This window comes from Hydrogenophaga atypica, assembly GCF_042665215.1.
GTDB classification, from domain to species: Bacteria; Pseudomonadota; Gammaproteobacteria; order Burkholderiales; family Burkholderiaceae_C; genus Hydrogenophaga; species Hydrogenophaga defluvii_A.
In genome coordinates this window covers 33,836-49,606 of the sequence record NZ_JBHTCA010000015.1, presented here as the reverse complement: position 1 = coordinate 49,606, position 15,771 = coordinate 33,836, and the positions used below count along the sequence as shown (strand labels likewise).

The following is a 15,771-nucleotide window of genomic DNA, read 5'->3' as shown; positions in this document are numbered from 1 at the left end:
TCTCAGTGCCGCCGCTTGCGCGCGGTCGGTGCGTGAACCGAGGGCGCCGAAGCGTGACCTGGGTGGAGATGATCCAGCCTGTCGACAATGGCCGCAATGGCCTGCGTGTTGGTGGACGGGTGATGGAGCCGCCAGAAAAGACAGACCTCATATTGCGGCAGGCCCTCGCGGACCTTCAGTGCGCGCAGGTTCTCTTGCTGGCGCTGCTGTATCAGCACCGGGTGCGGGACCACACAAAGCAGATTGCTGTTGGCAACCAGGTCCAGCACCGTCATGTAGTCAGCGCATTGCACCAGGACACGCGGTGGCGGAAGGCGCCGCACGCGGCAGGCTTCCTCGATCACATTGCCCGCCGTGCCGCCTCGCCCGGAGACTGCCCAGCTTGCGCTTCGGATGTCCTGCAACGAGGTGGCGCCCCGCATGGGGTGGTCTTTGCGCGCGTAGATGACGGGGCTGCTCAAATGCAATGGAATCTGCCCCAGTCCGTCTTCCTGATAACGCCGTGGCCGGGGAGCGGCCACCAGGTCGAGCTGTCCCTGCTGCAAGGCGGTCAGCAGTTCAGGCGCGCTGCCACTGACGATTTGCAGAAGGCCTTCGGGTTCAAACGTCCGCCAGATGCCTTCGATGGTGGCCCCGTACAGCAGCGCGGCGGCGGGTGCCATGCCCACGCGCAAGGTTTTGCCCAGCTGCAAGCCCTCGACGGACGCCGGACCCGCCAACTTCTCCAGACGGCTGTGCAATTCGGACGCTTGTTGAGCCATGGCGATGGCCGCATCGGTGGGCCGCTTCTCGCGCCCCACCTTCTTGAACATGGGGACGCCCCACGCCTTCTCCATGGCCTGCATGGCTTGCGTGATGGCCGGCTGTGATACGCCTGCTTCTTTGGCAGCGCCGGCAAAGCTGCCTTTCGAGATGATGAGTTGCAAATACCAAAGCTGTCTGAAATTCATAAGAATCGCTTATGTGTTTTGCCGCTGGCGCCATTGTGCCCACGTCTGAATGAACCAACAATTGACCTGTTCTAACTCAGCCGATCCAGGAGACAAGCATGCAGACTTCCCACATCACGCGCCGCGCCGGGCTGGCATTTTTCGCCTTCACGCTTGGGTTGGCCGGCCAGGTTGCTGTGGCACAGACCTACCCCAGCAAGGCCGTGACCATCGTGGTCCCGTTTCCTGCCGGTGGCCCCAACGACATCCTTGCCCGTACGTTGGGGGAGCGACTCGCCGATCAGCTGAAACAGCCCTTCATCATCGAGAACAAGGCAGGTGCTACTGGGAACATTGGTGCGCAAAGCGTAAGCAAAGCCGCGCCAGATGGGCACACCTTGCTGTTGACGCTCGACACGGGCATCACCGCCAACCCCGAGTTGTACGGCAAACGCATGGGATTCGACCCGGCGCGTGATCTGCGGCCCATCGCCACGGTGGCACGTTTCAGCCAGATGCTGGTGACCAGCACGGCCAGCAAGATCACCAACTTCAAACAGTTTGTGGACAGCGCCCGGCAGGGGCTCAACTACGCCTCGGCCGGCAATGCCAGCCCAGGGCACCTAACGACAGAGGCGCTGCAGTCCCTGATTCAGGGCAACCTCAACCACGTTTCCTACCGTGGCAACGCGCCTGCCGTCATCGATTTGCTGGGAGGGCAGGTCGAGGCCGGCTTCATGGCCACACCATCGGTGGCGCAGCACGTGTCAACGGGCAAACTGACCGCCCTGGCGGTGTCTGGAAACAAGCGCTCGCCGCTGGCGCCCAATGTGCCCACCATTGCGGAGCTGGGTTATCCCGCTGGAACCACCGAGTTTGGCTATGTATTGCTGGCGCCATCTGCCACACCAGAAGCCGTTGTCCAGCTGCTCAATGCCGAAGTACGCAAGGCTCTGGCATCGCCTGCTCTGCGCGACAAGTTGAAAACGCTGGACATCGATCCGGTGGGCAGCACGACGCAACAAGCGGCAGATGACCTGGTCGCTGGACGCGCTCGGTGGAGCAAGGTCATCAAAGAGCGCGGCATAAAGGCCGACTGAGTGTGGCCTCCTGGGTTTTTCTCATATCGAAAGACTGTCGTTAAATCGGGTTGGCATATCCAGCGATATGCCGTAGGCAGTCCTGACCGAATCAAGTGTGCGGCAATTCGTCCTCGAAGCGTCCATCTCGTGATCGTGAACTTAGGTACTCAATGACTGTTATCGGTCTCCATGCGTGCTTTGCGCAGAAGCCGCCAAATGACAGCAACCGCTGCATAGCCATCCCCGGCAGTTCGTGCCCATAGTTGTCAATCAAGGTGCCAGCGTTGGCGATGTCGCCAGCCGCGTGCCGAACGATCTCTGTCGTGCAGGCGTGGCCGTTCCGTTCGGTCGGTTCAGCGCGGGCCTTCTGGTTCCGTCAGTTTGACCAGCGTCCACAACACGCGGTTGGCCGGTGTGGGCACGCCCAGGGCCGCGCCACGGCGCATCACGTAGCCGTTGAGGTGGTCGATTTCGGTGGGCTTGCCACGCATCAGGTCTTGCGCCGTTGACGAGTGTTGCGTCGGCATGGTTTCGGCGATGCGGCGCACCGCCAGGTCCACGTCGCCGGGCAGGGTCAGGCCATCGGCGGCGGCCACGGCGCGGCATTCGGCCACCACATCGGCCATCACCTCGCGCACGCCGGGGCGCTCCACCAGCGGGCCGTAGGGCAGCTTGCCCAGGGCGCACAAGGCGTTGTAGGCGCAGTTGAGGATGAGCTTGACCCAGAGCGAGCCGCGCACGTTGTCGCTGATCTCGGTGGGCACGCCGGCAGCCATGAGCGCCTGCACGAGGCGCGCGCTGCCAGCCGTGGGTTCGATCACCAGCTCTCCTCGCCCGTGGTGGCGCAGGTGGCCGGGGCCGGCCATTTCGGTGGCCACGTAGACCACGGCGGCGGCCACATCCACGTCGGGCAACACGGCACGCAGCCGTTCGGCGTTGTCCACCCCGTTTTGCAGGCACAGCACCAAGCCACCCGCCTTGAGGTGGGGGCGCATCTGCTCGCCAGTGGCCTCCGTGTCGGGCGATTTGACGGCGAAGAGCACCACGTCGGCCCCGGCCACGGCCGCCGCTTCGGTGCTCGCAGCCACCGGCACCTGTTCGTCGAAGGACAGGGTCTGCATGCGCAGGCCATCGCGTTCGAACACCTGCACGTGCTGCGCGCGGCCGATCAACGTGACGGCGTGACCGGCGCGCGCCAACATGCCACCATAAAAGCAGCCAACGGCACCGGCGCCGATGACGGCCACACGCAACGGGGAGGGGGTGGGGGAGGTCATGCGCGGTATTCTAGGAGCCCTGTTTTCTCAAGAAGCCGAGCCCGCCACCATGCCCAGCCTTCAGACCTTGTTGATGTTTGCCACCGCGTCACTGGCGCTGGCAGTCATTCCCGGCCCGACCATGTTGCTGGCCTTGTCCAATGGCATGAGCGGTGGCCTGCGCCGGGCGGCCTGGGGCATGGCCGGCGCCACGCTGGGCAGCGCGGTGGTCATTGCGGTGGTGGCCATCGGGCTGGGTTCGCTGATGCTGGCGTCCGCCTGGCTGTTCGAGGTGGTGCGTGTTGTGGGTGTGCTCTACCTTCTGTGGCTGGCGGTGCAACTGTGGCGCAGCCCGGTGGCCGATGTGCAGGCCACGCTGGCCCATGTGCCGGGGCGTGAGGTGCAAGGCCGCGCGGCTTTCACGCGCAGCCTCACGGTGGCTTTGTCCAACCCCAAAGCCCTGCTGTTTTTTGGGGCGTTTCTCCCGCAGTTTGTCGATCCGGCGCAGGCGCTCGCGCCCCAGTACGCGTTGCTGGGCGCCCTGTTCATTGCCATCGACACCGCCGTGATGGTGGCCTACGCCCTGGCCGGGCGGCAGGCGGTGCGTTGGTTGTCGCAGGCGGGCTTGCGCTGGCTCAACCGGGGTTGTGCGGCGGGCATGGGCTTGTTGGCGCTGCTGTTGGCGGGTTACCGGCGCCACGCGGCCTGAGGGGCAACGTTCACGCCTCCTGAAAGCGGAAGGGCGCCAGCCGGTCGCTGGCGTCCAGTTCGCGAAACTGGCGCGGTGACAGCCCGGTCGTGCGCTTGAAGACCTTGGAAAAACCGAAGGCGTCCTGGTAACCCACCGCCTGTGCCACCTGTTCCAGCGTCTGGCGGGTGTCGGCCAACAGTTGCAGGGCTTTTTGCATGCGCAGCGTGCGCAGGTGGTTGAGCGGTGTGTCGCCCAGCGCGCTGCGAAAACGCTCGGCCAGCGCGGACCGCGACAGCCCCACCTGCTGGCCCAGCTCGTCCAAGGTCCAGCCGTGGGCGAGGTTGCCGTGCATGAGCCCCAGCACCTGGCGGATGGGGCGGTCGGCGATGGCGTGTTGCCAGCCGGGTTGGCCGGGGTTCTCGCGTTCGGCGATCTCGCGCAGCGCGAAGGCAAACAGCGCGTCCAGCAGGCCGTGCGTGGCCGAGGTGGCACCCAGGCCCTTACCGCCCAGCTCGCGGTCCAGCAGCCCCAAGGTGAGAGGCAGTGGCGAGAGCTGTGGCAGGCTGTGTCCCCGCACCACAAACCAGGGCGGCAGGCTGCGCAGAAAAGGGTGCAGCGGCGGGTGCCACAACTGGTAGGCGGCGCTGACCACCTGCGTGCCGCTGTGGCGGGGCAGCGCAGACGGCTCGGCCCCCACAAACGTGGCGATGGGCACGGTGGTGCTGTGTGAGGGTGGCTCGGCGTTCAGCGACAGGAGGTGCACACAGCCCCGCGCCATCAGCACCAGGTCACCGGCCTGCAGGGCCAAGGGCGCGTCGAGGTTGGGCGCGTGCACAAAGGCCTGGCCGCGCGTGACGGCGTGCAGGCCAAAGCTGCGGTCGCAAGGAAAACGCAGGGCGGCCTCGGGTTGGAGCGCATGCAGGTCGAGCAGGCGGCGCTTCAATCCCGCGACATGCAAGATGTCTGAGAGTATGTCCATAGATCGATATTTTATGGACGATCAGACATGAATGGTGGCATTTCATGCATTCAGGTTCTTGTCGATACCGGACACACTGAGGGCTCGTTCAACCACACACGGAGTTTTTTCATGACCACCACCCTCGTGATCGGCGCCAGCGGCCAAATCGGTTCGACCTTGGCCGACCTGCTCGCGGCCCAAGGCCAGACCGTTCGCCGCGCCACCAGCCGCGTGGCCACACAAGCCGGTGAAGTCACGGTCAACATGGGCACGGGTGAGGGCCTCGCGGCCGCGCTGGCGGGGGCCGATCAGCTGTTCCTGATGTGCCCACCCGGTTTCGCCAACCAACACGAGCTGCTGATCCCCGCCATCGATGCCGCCAAGGCCGCCGGTGTGCGCAAGCTGCTGATGTTGTCGGCCATGGGGGCCAATGCCGACGACAGCATCCCCCTGCGCCGAGCCGAACTGCACCTGGAGCGCTCGGGCCTGGCGTGGAACGTGATCCGCCCGAACTGGTTCATGCAGAACTTCCACACCTTCTGGTTGCACGGCATCCAGAGCCAGGGCCAGATCTTCTTGCCCGTGGGTGATGCCAAAGGCAGCTTCATCGACACCCGTGACGTGGCCGCCGTGGCCGCGAAGCTGTTGTCGTCAGACAGCTTCGTGAACGCGGCCCACGACCTCACGGGCAGCGAGGCGTTTGACCACCACCAGGTGGCGGCCATCCTTTCGCAGGCAGCGGGCCGCGCCATCGGCTACACCGACATCCCCGAAGACGCGATGCGCCAAGGCTTGCTGGGCGCGGGCCTGCCAGCCGATTACGCCGAGTTCCTGCTGGTGATCCTGGGCGCATTCAAGGCCGGTTATGCCGAGCGCACCACCGATGCCGTCCAGCGCATCACCGGCCAGGCGCCCATCCGCCTGGAGCGGTACGCACAGGACTTCAAGGCCCACTGGGCCTGAGGTTCAGCAGGGCGTCAAAAGCCCTGCACGGCGCGCAGCACTTCCTCGGCGGTGGCGGGTGCGTTCATCGCATCGGGCTGCCCGCCCGCCTGGGCCACCGCGTCGCGCAGGGCCTCGTACACGCTGATGCCGAGCATGAAGGGCGGCTCGCCCACGGCCTTGCTGCCAAACACGTTGTCCTCGCGGTTGGGCTCGGGCCACAGGGCCACCTTGAAGTGCTCGGGCACGTCGCCGGTGGCCGGGATTTTGTAGGTGCTGGGTGCGTGGGTTTGCAGGTAGCCCTTGTTGTTCCACACCAGTTGCTCGGTGGTCAGCCAGCCCATGCCCTGCACAAACGCGCCCTCGATTTGACCGATGTCGATGGCCGGGTTGATGCTCTGGCCCACGTCGTGCAGGATGTCGACCGCCACCACGCGGTATTCGCCGGTGAGGGTGTCGATGGCCACTTCCGTGCAGGCCGCACCGTACGAGAAGTAGTAGAAGGGCCGCCCCAGCATGGTCACCTTGTCGTAGTGGATCTTGGGCGTGCGGTAGAAGCCATCGCTCCAGAGCTGGATGCGGTTGGCATAGGCCGCGCCCACCACGTCCTCCCACTGTCGGGTTTTGCTCGGGCTGATGATCTGTCCGTTGACGAAGCGCACCGCACCCGCGCCGCAGCCGTCGAGACCGGCCACAAAGCTGGCCAGGTTGTCGCGCACGTTGCGGGCAGCGAACTGGGCCGCGCGGCCGTTGAGGTCGGTACCGCTGGAGGCGGCGGTGGCACTGGCGTTGGGCACCTTGCTGGTGTCGCTGGCGGTGGAGAGCACGCGCTCGAAGGGCACGCCCAGCTCGTCGGCCACGATGGCGGCCACCTTGGTGTTCAGGCCCTGGCCCATCTCGGTGCCACCGTGGTTGACCTGCACGCTGCCGTCCGTGTAAACGTGCACCAGCGCGCCGGCCTGGTTGAACAGCGTGGCGGTGAAGCTGATGCCGAACTTGACCGGCGTGAGCGCGATGCCGCGTTTGATGACCGAGCTGCTCGCATTCCACTCGGCTATTGCTTCATGGCGCTCGCGGTAGCGGCTGGTCTGCGCCAGCGTGGTCATCAGCGGCTCCAGGATGTTGTCCTCCACCTGCATCTGGTAGTGGGTGACGTTGCGGTTCTCGATGCCGTACAGGTTGCGCAGGCGCACGTCCAGTGCGTCCAGGCCCAGGTGGCGGGCGATGTCGCTCATGATGCGTTCGATCACGATCACACCCTGCGGGCCACCGAAGCCACGGAAGGCGGTGTGGCTCTGTGTGTTGGTCTTGCAGCGGTAGCTGCTGACGGCCACGTCTTCGAGGAAGTAGGCGTTGTCGGCGTGGAAGATGGCGCGGTCGGCCACGGGGCCGGACAGGTCGGCCGAGAAGCCGCAGTTGGCCAGCATCTCCAGTTTCAGGCCACACAGCAGGCCGCTGTCGTCAAAGCCCACTTGGTAGCTGTAGGCAAAGGGGTGGCGCTTGCCGGTGATCATGAAGTCGTCGTCGCGGTCCAGCCGCAGCTTGACCGGGCGCTTGAGCTTTTGCGCCGCCACGGCGGCCCACACCGCCAGGTGGCCGGCCTGGGTTTCTTTGCCACCGAAGCCGCCGCCCATGCGTCGGCATTCCACTTTCACCGCGTGGTTGTGCAAGCCCAGCACGTGCGACACCCAGTGCTGCACCTCGCCGGGGTGTTGGGTGCTGGAGTACACCCACCACTGGTTTTGTTCCAGCGGCAGCACGTAGGCGATCTGGCCTTCGAGGTAGAGGTGTTCCTGCCCACCGACCTCGAAACGGCCTTCCAGCGTGTGCGGTGCACGCGCCAGCGCGGCGGCGGCATCACCGCGCTTGACGTGCACTGGCGGCAGCACATAGCTCTGCGCGGCGTGGGCTTCCTGGGGGGTGAGCACCGGCGGCAGCGTCTCGATGTCCCACTTGACCAGGCGCGCGGCGCGGCGCGCGGTCATGGCGTCGTCGGCCAGGATGAGCCCGCCCACCTGGCCGATGAACAACACCTTGTCCTGCGCGAACACGGGCTCGTCGTGGCCGAAGGCGGCCAGGATGGGGTCACCGGGAATGTCGGCCGCACTGACGAAGCCTTGCACGCCGGGCAGGACCAGGGCCGCGCTCGCGTCCAGGCCTTTCAGCTTGCCGTGGGCGATGGGCGAGCACACCGGTGCCGCGTGCAGGGTGCCGCGCACCTCCGGGATGTCGTCGATGTAGGTGGCGGTGCCCGCCACCTGGGCGCGCGCGCTTTCGTGGAAACGCGAGACGCCAGCAGCGCGGGTGCTGTCGGCAACCAGTTTGAGATCGGGGGCGTTCATGCCGTCACCTCCAGGCTTTTCAGACCGTTCAGTTGTTCGAGGTTGATGGCCTGTTGGCCTTGGCTTTCGAGCCAGAAGCGGCGCAGCAGGTTGCCCAGCACGGTGTGCCGGTAAGCGGCGCTGGCGCGCATGTCGGAAATGGGCTGGAACTCGCCGCGCAGGGTGTCCATGGCGGCCATCACCGTGTCCTCGGTCCAGGGTTGGCCCAAAAGAGCGGCCTCGGTGTGCCGTGCACGGGCGGGTGTGGCGGCCACGCCGCCGGCGCCGATGGACGCGCTTCGCACCACGCCACCTGCGATCTCCAGCCGGATGGCCAGGCAGATGGCCGAGATGTCGTCGTCGAAGCGTTTGCTGATCTTGTAGACCGCCAGTTTTTCGTCCTGGGTGGGACGGGGCACCTTGATCCAGGCCACCAGTTCGTCGGGCCGCATGACGTTGGTGCGGTAGCCGGTGTAGAGGTCTTCCAGGCGCAATTCGCGGTGGGCGATCTCGCCGCCGGCGGCGGTCTTTTTCCAGCGCATCAGCACCACGCTGGCACCCAGCGCGATGAGCAGTGGCATGGAGTCGCCGATGGGCGATCCGTTGGCCACGTTGCCGCCCAGCGTGCCCGAGTTGCGCACCGGCAGGCCGGCGAAGCGCTGGCTGAAGGTCTTGAGTTGCGGGCGTTCCTTCACCAGCGCGGCGAAGGCGTCGGTGAGCGACACGGCCGCACCAATGGCGATGTGGTGTTTGTAGGTTTCGACGCGTTGCAGCTCGCGCGCGGCGGTCACGTCCAGCACCTGCTCAAAACGTTTGTGCTGTTTGGTCACCCACAGGCCGACGTCGGTGCAGCCGGCCACCACCTGCGCCTTGGGGCGGGCGGCGCGCGCCTGCAACAAAGCGGACAGTGTGGTGGGGCGCAGGTAAGGGGTGTCGGCGGCCGGTTTTTTCTTCAGTGCCTTGAGCGCGGCCACCGTGGCGCCAACATCCACCGCGCAGCCGGCAGGCAGGGGCAGATCGCCCATCTGTTGCGCCGCATCCAGGATGGGGCGGTAGCCGGTGCAGCGGCACAGGTTGCCCGAGAGATCGACTTGGGCCTGCTCGCGGGTGATGCCTTGGCCCTTGTCGGTGTTCTGGTACATGCCGAACAGGCTCATCACGAAGCCCGGTGTGCAGAAGCCACACTGGCTGCCGTGGCATTGCACCATCGCCTCTTGTGCCGGGTGCAGTTCGCCGGTGGGCGCTGCGATGTCCTCGGCGGTATAGACCGCCATGCCATCCACCGAATGCGCCATTCGGATGCAGCTGTTGATGGCCCTGTGCCGCAGCTGGCCATCGACCAGTTCGCCCAGCACCACGGTGCAGGCGCCGCAGTCGCCTTCGCCGCAGCCCTCTTTGGTGGCGCTGAGGTGCAGGTCTTCGCGCAACACGTCCAGCAGGGTGCGGTCGGGTGCGACGTGATTCAGCGTCACGGTCTCGCCGCGGCGCACGAATCTCAGGGTTTGTCCGGAGGTTTGAGGCTTCATGAACGCCAGCATAGCGTCCCGCTCCGTGGCACAACATATGCTCAGGCATATGACGGGAATGTTCAGAACACGATCAACGCATACAGTGTCCAGGTATGAAATACATGCCCATGTTCGACAAGATTGACCTGCACCTGATCCGCGTGCTGCACACCGTGCTCACCGAGCGCAGCGTGTCGCGTGCGGCGCTGCGTCTGGGCATGTACCAGCCGGCGGTCAGTGCGGCGCTCAAGCGCCTGCGCGAACTCGCGGGTGATCCCCTTCTGGTGCGTTCCGGCGCCAGCATGGTGCCCACCGAAGCCGGCCTGCGCATGATCGCGCCAGCGGCCGACATCCTGCGCAGCGCCGAGGTGCTGTTTTCCGATGCGCGCGCCTTCGACCCGGCCACCGCCCGCCACACCTTCAGCCTGGCCGCCAGCGACTACCTCGACCCCGCCTTCCTGCCCCAATTGGTCACGCAGATCAAGGCCCTGGCACCTGGTTGCCAGATCGAGATCCACCCCTTGTCGGCCGACGCCGACTACCGCACCCACCTGGCCCAGGGGCACTACGAAGTGGTGATTGGCAATTGGCCCAAACCGCCAGACGACCTGCACCTGGGCAGCCTGTTTGGCGACGAGGTGGTGTGCCTGGTGGCCAAACACCACCCGGCGGTGCGCCGTGGCTGGGACCAAACCGCGTGGCTCGCCGCCGAACACATCGCCCCCACGCCCACCCATCCCGGTGCACGGGGCTTCATTGACGACCACCTGGCCGCACAAGGTTTGGCGCGCAACATCACCGCGCGCTGCCCCCATTTCGCACTCATCCCGGCCATGGTGGCCGGCAGCCTGCTGGTGTTGACGACGGGCCGCCAGTACTGCGAACGTTTCACCGCCAGCCTGCCCGTGCGCGTTCTGCCTTGCCCGGTGGAATTCCCTCGCATGATGTATTACCAGCTCTGGCACGAGCGCACCCATGCGTCCAAGGCCGGGCGTTGGCTGCGCGAGCAGATCAAGGCGGTGGCGGCCTCGCTGCGCGCGCCGCCGCATGAGGCGGCTGCGTAGCCACCACCTGGCCGCACCCCTGACCAAAAACATACAACAAAGAGGAGACACAACCCATGAACTGGACCGAACGCGTGTTCAAACTGCAGGAACACGGCACCACGGTGCGCACCGAACTGGTGGCGGGCCTGACCACCTTCCTGACGATGGCCTACATCATCTTCGTCAATCCATCCATCCTGGGCGATGCGGGCATGCCCAAGGACGCCGTGTTTGTGGCCACCTGCCTGATTGCGGCGCTGGGCACCACCATCATGGGCCTGTACGCCAACTACCCGATCGCACTCGCGCCGGGCATGGGGCTCAACGCCTATTTCGCCTACGTGGTGGTGGTGAACATGGGCTTCACCTGGCAGGCGGCGCTGGGCGCGGTGTTCGTGTCGGGCTGCCTGTTCCTGCTGGTCACGCTGCTGGGGCTGCGCGGGTTGATCATCCGAGGCATCCCCCATTCGCTGCGCTACGCGATCACGGTGGGCATCGGGCTGTTCCTGGCCCTGATTGCGCTCAAGAGCGCGGGCATCGTGGCCCCATCGCCCGCGACCTTCGTGACGCTGGGCGAACTGCACAAGCCACCGGTGGTGCTGGCCGTGCTCGGCTTCATGTTGATCGTGGTGCTGGACAAGCTGAAGGTGCCAGGCGCCATCCTGATCGGCATTGTGGCGGTGACCGTCGCATCGTTCTTTTTCGCCGGCAACGAGTTCCGCGGCGTGTTTTCGATGCCGCCTTCCATCGCGCCCACCTTTTTGCAACTGGACATCAAGGCCGCGCTGTCGGTGGGGCTGGTCAACGTGGTGCTGGTGTTTTTCCTGGTCGAGCTGTTCGATGCCACGGGCACGCTGATGGGCGTGGCCAAACGCGCCGGCTTGCTGGTGCCTGGCAAGATGGAGCGCTTGAACAAGTCGCTGCTGGCCGACAGTGGTGCCATCTTTGCCGGTGCGCTGCTGGGCACGTCGAGCACCACGGCCTACGTTGAAAGTGCTTCGGGTGTGCAAGCCGGTGGCCGCACGGGCCTCACGGCGCTGACGGTGGCGGTGCTGTTCCTGGCCTGTCTGTTCATTGCGCCGCTGGCCGGCGTGGTGCCGGCCTACGCCACGGCACCGGCGCTGTTTTTTGTCGCTTGCCTGATGCTGCGCGACCTCACCGAACTCGACTGGGACGACACCACCGAGGTGATCCCCGCCGCCGTGACCGCGCTGGTCATGCCCTTCACCTACTCCATCGCCAACGGCCTGGCTTTTGGTTTCATCACCTACGCCGTGCTCAAGCTGTTCACCGGCAAGGCGAAGGAAGTGCACAAGATGGTGTGGGCCATCGGTGGCGTGTTCCTGTTCAAATTCGTCTACATCGGAGGGCACTGAGCAGGGCCGTTTGCCAACGGCCCGGTGTTTGCTAGGTGCTATCCATCAGGGCGGCGACAATGCCGCCCTGAACTTTTGAGCAGAATCTGAGTTCGAGGAGAACTGATTGACCACATCGCGACTGCAACTGACGGGCATCACCAAACGCTACCCCGGCGTGGTGGCCAACAAGGACGTGCACCTGACCGTCGCCCCCGGGGAAATCCACGCCGTGCTGGGCGAAAACGGCGCGGGCAAGTCCACGCTGATGAAGATCATCTACGGCTCCGTCAAACCCGACGAAGGCGCTGTGTTGTTCAACGGCAAACCGGTGCACATCCGCAACCCCCAAGAGGCGCGGGCGCTGGGCATCAGCATGGTGTTCCAGCACTTCAGCCTGTTCGACACGCTGACCGTGGCGGAAAACGTGTGGCTCGGTCTGGACAAAAGCCTGACGCTGGAGGAGGTGACCGAAAGCATCCGCGCCAAGGCCGCCGAGTACGGCCTGGACATCGCGCCCGAGCGCCCGGTGCACACCCTGAGCGTGGGCGAGATGCAGCGGGTCGAGATCATCCGTGCGCTGCTCACCCAGCCGCAGTTGCTCATTCTTGACGAACCCACCTCGGTGCTCACGCCACAGGCGGTGGAAAAGCTGTTTGTGGTGCTCAAGAAGCTGGCGTCCGAGGGCTGCAGCATCCTCTACATCAGCCACAAACTGCACGAAATCCGCGAGCTGTGCACCGCCTGCACGGTGCTGCGCGGTGGCCAGGTCACGGGTGTGTGCAACCCCCAGCAGGAGAGCAACGCGTCCCTCAGCCGCCTCATGATCGGGGCCGAACCGCCGGCCTTGGGCTTGCGCGAGCAGCGGCCCGGTGTCGCCGTGATGCAGGTGCGTGGTCTGAGCCTGAAAAGCGACGATCCGTTTGGCACCGACCTGGAAGGCGTGCAGCTCACCGTGTGCGCGGGCGAGGTGGTGGGCATTGCGGGCGTGTCGGGCAATGGGCAGGGCGAACTGTTGTTTTGCCTGTCGGGCGAAGACCGCCGCGCGCCGGCCGGCAGCATCAGCGTGAGCGGCACGGACGTGTCGCGTTTCGGGCCGGGCAAGCGCCGTTCGCTGGGCCTGCACTTTGTGCCGGAAGAACGCCTGGGCCGTGGCGCGGTGCCCACCCTGGGTCTGGCACACAACCTGCTGCTGTCGCGCCGTGACGCCATTGGCGCCGGCGGCTGGCTCAAGCTGGGCGTGTTGCGTGAGCAGGCACAAGACATCATCACCCGCTACAAGGTCAAGACGGCCGGGCCGGACGCCGCGGCCAAGTCGCTTTCGGGTGGCAACCTGCAGAAGTTCATCGTCGGCCGCGAGATCGAGGCCCGCCCGAAGCTGCTCATCGTCAGCCAACCCACCTGGGGCGTGGACGTGGGCGCGTCGGCCCAGATACGCGGTGAAATCCTGGCCCTGCGCGACGCCGGCTGTGCGGTGCTGGTGGTGAGCGAGGAGCTGGACGAGCTGTTCGAAATTTGCGACCGCCTGTACGTGATGGCGAAAGGGCGGCTGTCGCCCAGCGTGGACCGCAGCAAGGCGTCGGTGACGCAGATCGGGGAATGGATGTCGGGATTGTGGAACCAGGGCGCTGCGGCGGCCGTGCAAGCGGAGGTGGCCCATGATCAAGCTTGAAGCGCGCGCCCAGCCCTCCGGCTTCTGGGGCTACGCCTCGCCCATCCTGGCCCTGCTGGTGACGGTGGTCATTGGGGTCATCCTGTTCGTGGCGCTGGGCAAAGACCCGGTGCGTGGTCTGCAGGTGTTTTTCTGGGAGCCGATTCGCAACGTCTACGCCATTGGCGAGTTGATGGTCAAGGCCACGCCGCTGCTCATCATCGCCCTGGGCCTGGCCGTGTGTTTCCGCTCCAACGTGTGGAACATCGGCGCCGAAGGCCAGTTCATCATCGGCGCCATCACCGCCGGTGGTGTGGCCTTGCTGGCCGACAAGACGACGGGCCCCTGGATCGTGCCTGCCATCTTGCTGGCCGGGGTGCTGGGTGGCATGTTCTGGGCGGGCATCACCGCCTTGCTGCGCGACCGCTTCAACGCCAACGAAATCCTGGTCAGCCTGATGCTGGTTTACGTGGCGGTGCAGGTGCTCAACTTCCTGGTGTACGGCCCCTGGAAAGACCCATTGGGCTACAACTTCCCGCAGACCAAAACCTTTGACGCGGTGACCAAAATCCCGCGCCTGATCGACGGTTCCCGCGTCAACATCGGCCTGCTGCTGGCGCTGGCCGGTGTCGCAGGTGCCTGGCTGTTCCTGTTCCGCACCTATTCGGGTTTTGCCCAGCAGGTGGGTGGGCTGGCGCCAGCGGCGGCGCGGTACGCCGGTTTTTCGTCACGCACGGCGCTGTGGATTGCGCTGCTCACCTCGGGTGCCGCAGCGGGTCTGGCGGGCGCGCTGGAGGTGGCCGGGCCCATTGGCCAGCTCACGCCCTACATACCGGCCGGCTACGGCTTTGCGGCCATCATCGTCGCCTTTGTGGGGCGGCTGCACCCGGTCGACATTGTGTTCTCGGCCCTGCTCATGAGCATGTTCTACATCGGTGGCGAACTGGCGCAGTCGCGCCTGGGGCTGCCCAAATCCATCACTGGCGTGTTCCAGGGCCTGCTGCTGTTCTCGCTGCTGGCGGCCGACACGTTGATTGCCTACCGCATCAAGTTCATTGCGAAGAAAGTCTGAGATGGAATCCACCGCACTTTTGATCGCTGCATCGCTCAACGCCGGCACCGTGTTGGCCATTGCGGCCCTGGGGCTGCTCATCAACGAGAAGGCCGGCATCGTCAACCTCGGGGCCGAAGGCATGATGTTGTGTGCCGCCCTGGCCGGCTTCGCGGTGGTGGCCACCACCGGCAGCACCGCTCTGGGCTTTGCGGCCGGCATGGCGGCCGGCGCGGTGCTGGCGGCCATTTTTGGCCTGCTGGTGATCTGGCTCAACACCAACCAGTACGCCACGGGCTTGGCGCTCAGCCTGTTTGGCGGCGGGTTTTCGGCCTTTGCCGGTATCAACTACGTGCAGGCCAAGTTGCCCGAGCAGGCCCAGCACGCCATTCCGCTGCTGTCCGACATCCCTTTCCTGGGCAATGCGCTCTTCAAACACCACCCCATGGTGTACGTCGGGGTGGCGCTCACGCTCGGTCTGATCTGGTTCCTGTACCGCACCCGCGCGGGCCTGGTGCTGCGCAGCGTGGGCGAAAGCCCCGAGTCGGCCCACGCGCTGGGCTACCCGGTGCGCCGCATCCGCCTGATGGCGGTGGTGGCCGGTGGCGCCTTGTGCGGCTTGGCGGGGGCCTATGTGTCCACCGTCTACACGCCGCTGTGGGTGGAGGGCATGATTGCCGGCAAGGGCTGGATCGCGTTGGCGCTCACCACTTTCGCCACCTGGCGCCCGGCACGGGTCTTGCTGGGAGCCTACCTGTTCGGTGGTGTGACCATGTTGCAGTTCCACCTGCAAGGCATTGGCGTGAACGTGCCCAGTCAGTTCCTGACCATGTTGCCTTACCTGGCCACGGTGGTGGTGCTGGTGCTGATTTCGCGCAACCCGGCGTGGATTCGCGTCAACATGCCCACCTCCATCGGCAAGCCGTTCTACCCAGGCTCATAATCTGCTGTTTTTGTGTTTTTCAACCCACGTCCCTC

The 15,771-nt window shown here is 65.6% G+C and carries 13 protein-coding genes; 8 read left to right on the top strand and 5 right to left on the bottom strand.

Going from position 1 to position 15,771, the window contains the following annotated elements; translation table 11 throughout:
- Positions 1-2: 2 nt before the first annotated feature.
- Entirely contained in the window at positions 3-950 is a 948-nt protein-coding gene (locus ACFQPB_RS16505; RefSeq protein ID WP_382225593.1) for a LysR family transcriptional regulator, read from the bottom strand.
- 98 nt (positions 951-1,048) lie between these two features.
- On the opposite strand from ACFQPB_RS16505, the gene ACFQPB_RS16500 reads away from it, so the two are divergent.
- Positions 1,049-2,029 carry a Bug family tripartite tricarboxylate transporter substrate binding protein gene (locus ACFQPB_RS16500; RefSeq protein WP_382225590.1) on the top strand — a complete coding sequence of 327 codons (981 nt, stop codon included), beginning with the start codon at positions 1,049-1,051 and terminating at the stop codon, positions 2,027-2,029.
- 335 nt (positions 2,030-2,364) lie between these two features.
- Here ACFQPB_RS16500 and ACFQPB_RS16495 read toward each other — a convergent pair whose 3' ends face one another.
- Positions 2,365-3,288: a ketopantoate reductase family protein gene (locus ACFQPB_RS16495; RefSeq protein ID WP_382225588.1), complete on the bottom strand. Its 924-nt coding sequence runs from the start codon at positions 3,286-3,288 to the stop codon at positions 2,365-2,367.
- Positions 3,289-3,337: 49 nt separating this feature from the next.
- On the opposite strand from ACFQPB_RS16495, the gene ACFQPB_RS16490 reads away from it, so the two are divergent.
- Entirely contained in the window at positions 3,338-3,976 is a 639-nt protein-coding gene (locus ACFQPB_RS16490) for a LysE family translocator (protein ID WP_382225585.1), read from the top strand.
- Between the two features lie 10 nt (positions 3,977-3,986).
- On the opposite strand, the gene ACFQPB_RS16485 is transcribed toward ACFQPB_RS16490, so the two are convergent.
- The gene (locus tag ACFQPB_RS16485; protein ID WP_382225582.1) at positions 3,987-4,937 is read right to left on the bottom strand and encodes a helix-turn-helix transcriptional regulator; all 951 of its coding nucleotides are present in this window, start codon (positions 4,935-4,937) and stop codon (positions 3,987-3,989) included.
- A 111-nt stretch (positions 4,938-5,048) separates the two neighbouring features.
- Between ACFQPB_RS16485 and ACFQPB_RS16480 the strand changes: the two genes are divergently transcribed.
- Positions 5,049-5,882 (top strand): NAD(P)H-binding protein, encoded by an 834-nt coding sequence (locus tag ACFQPB_RS16480; RefSeq protein ID WP_382225579.1) that lies wholly within the window; start codon positions 5,049-5,051, stop codon positions 5,880-5,882.
- A gap of 14 nt (positions 5,883-5,896) precedes the next feature.
- On the opposite strand, the gene xdhB is transcribed toward ACFQPB_RS16480, so the two are convergent.
- Both xdhB and xdhA read right to left on the bottom strand, forming a co-directional pair.
- Positions 5,897-8,203 (bottom strand): xanthine dehydrogenase molybdopterin binding subunit, encoded by a 2,307-nt coding sequence (gene xdhB, locus ACFQPB_RS16475; protein ID WP_382225576.1) that lies wholly within the window; start codon positions 8,201-8,203, stop codon positions 5,897-5,899.
- Positions 8,200-9,708 (bottom strand): xanthine dehydrogenase small subunit, encoded by a 1,509-nt coding sequence (xdhA, locus tag ACFQPB_RS16470; protein ID WP_382225573.1) that lies wholly within the window; start codon positions 9,706-9,708, stop codon positions 8,200-8,202. The genes xdhB and xdhA overlap by 4 nt, the downstream gene beginning before the upstream one ends.
- A 95-nt stretch (positions 9,709-9,803) precedes the next feature.
- Between xdhA and ACFQPB_RS16465 the strand changes: the two genes are divergently transcribed.
- The 5 genes from ACFQPB_RS16465 (at position 9,804) to ACFQPB_RS16445 (ending at position 15,736) form a co-directional block, all read left to right on the top strand.
- Positions 9,804-10,754 carry a LysR family transcriptional regulator gene (locus tag ACFQPB_RS16465; protein WP_382225570.1) on the top strand — a complete coding sequence of 317 codons (951 nt, stop codon included), beginning with the start codon at positions 9,804-9,806 and terminating at the stop codon, positions 10,752-10,754.
- A 56-nt stretch (positions 10,755-10,810) separates the two neighbouring features.
- Positions 10,811-12,112 (top strand): NCS2 family permease, encoded by a 1,302-nt coding sequence (locus ACFQPB_RS16460; RefSeq protein ID WP_382225568.1) that lies wholly within the window; start codon positions 10,811-10,813, stop codon positions 12,110-12,112.
- A gap of 106 nt (positions 12,113-12,218) precedes the next feature.
- Positions 12,219-13,763: an ABC transporter ATP-binding protein gene (locus tag ACFQPB_RS16455; RefSeq protein ID WP_382225565.1), complete on the top strand. Its 1,545-nt coding sequence runs from the start codon at positions 12,219-12,221 to the stop codon at positions 13,761-13,763.
- The gene (locus ACFQPB_RS16450; RefSeq protein ID WP_382225563.1) at positions 13,750-14,814 is read left to right on the top strand and encodes an ABC transporter permease; all 1,065 of its coding nucleotides are present in this window, start codon (positions 13,750-13,752) and stop codon (positions 14,812-14,814) included. Before ACFQPB_RS16455 ends, ACFQPB_RS16450 begins: the two co-directional genes overlap by 14 nt.
- A gap of 1 nt (position 14,815) precedes the next feature.
- The gene (locus ACFQPB_RS16445; protein ID WP_382225560.1) at positions 14,816-15,736 is read left to right on the top strand and encodes an ABC transporter permease; all 921 of its coding nucleotides are present in this window, start codon (positions 14,816-14,818) and stop codon (positions 15,734-15,736) included.
- Positions 15,737-15,771: the final 35 nt, after the last annotated feature.

Coding starts and splice junctions, on each gene's coding strand:
- ACFQPB_RS16505 (WP_382225593.1), bottom strand. CDS start 950: ATGAATTTCAGACAGCTTTGGTATTTGCAACTCATCATCTCGAAAGGC.
- ACFQPB_RS16500 (WP_382225590.1), top strand. CDS start 1,049: ATGCAGACTTCCCACATCACGCGCCGCGCCGGGCTGGCATTTTTCGCC.
- ACFQPB_RS16495 (WP_382225588.1), bottom strand. CDS start 3,288: ATGACCTCCCCCACCCCCTCCCCGTTGCGTGTGGCCGTCATCGGCGCC.
- ACFQPB_RS16490 (WP_382225585.1), top strand. CDS start 3,338: ATGCCCAGCCTTCAGACCTTGTTGATGTTTGCCACCGCGTCACTGGCG.
- ACFQPB_RS16485 (WP_382225582.1), bottom strand. CDS start 4,937: ATGGACATACTCTCAGACATCTTGCATGTCGCGGGATTGAAGCGCCGC.
- ACFQPB_RS16480 (WP_382225579.1), top strand. CDS start 5,049: ATGACCACCACCCTCGTGATCGGCGCCAGCGGCCAAATCGGTTCGACC.
- xdhB (WP_382225576.1), bottom strand. CDS start 8,203: ATGAACGCCCCCGATCTCAAACTGGTTGCCGACAGCACCCGCGCTGCT.
- xdhA (WP_382225573.1), bottom strand. CDS start 9,708: ATGAAGCCTCAAACCTCCGGACAAACCCTGAGATTCGTGCGCCGCGGC.
- ACFQPB_RS16465 (WP_382225570.1), top strand. CDS start 9,804: ATGAAATACATGCCCATGTTCGACAAGATTGACCTGCACCTGATCCGC.
- ACFQPB_RS16460 (WP_382225568.1), top strand. CDS start 10,811: ATGAACTGGACCGAACGCGTGTTCAAACTGCAGGAACACGGCACCACG.
- ACFQPB_RS16450 (WP_382225563.1), top strand. CDS start 13,750: ATGATCAAGCTTGAAGCGCGCGCCCAGCCCTCCGGCTTCTGGGGCTAC.
- ACFQPB_RS16445 (WP_382225560.1), top strand. CDS start 14,816: ATGGAATCCACCGCACTTTTGATCGCTGCATCGCTCAACGCCGGCACC.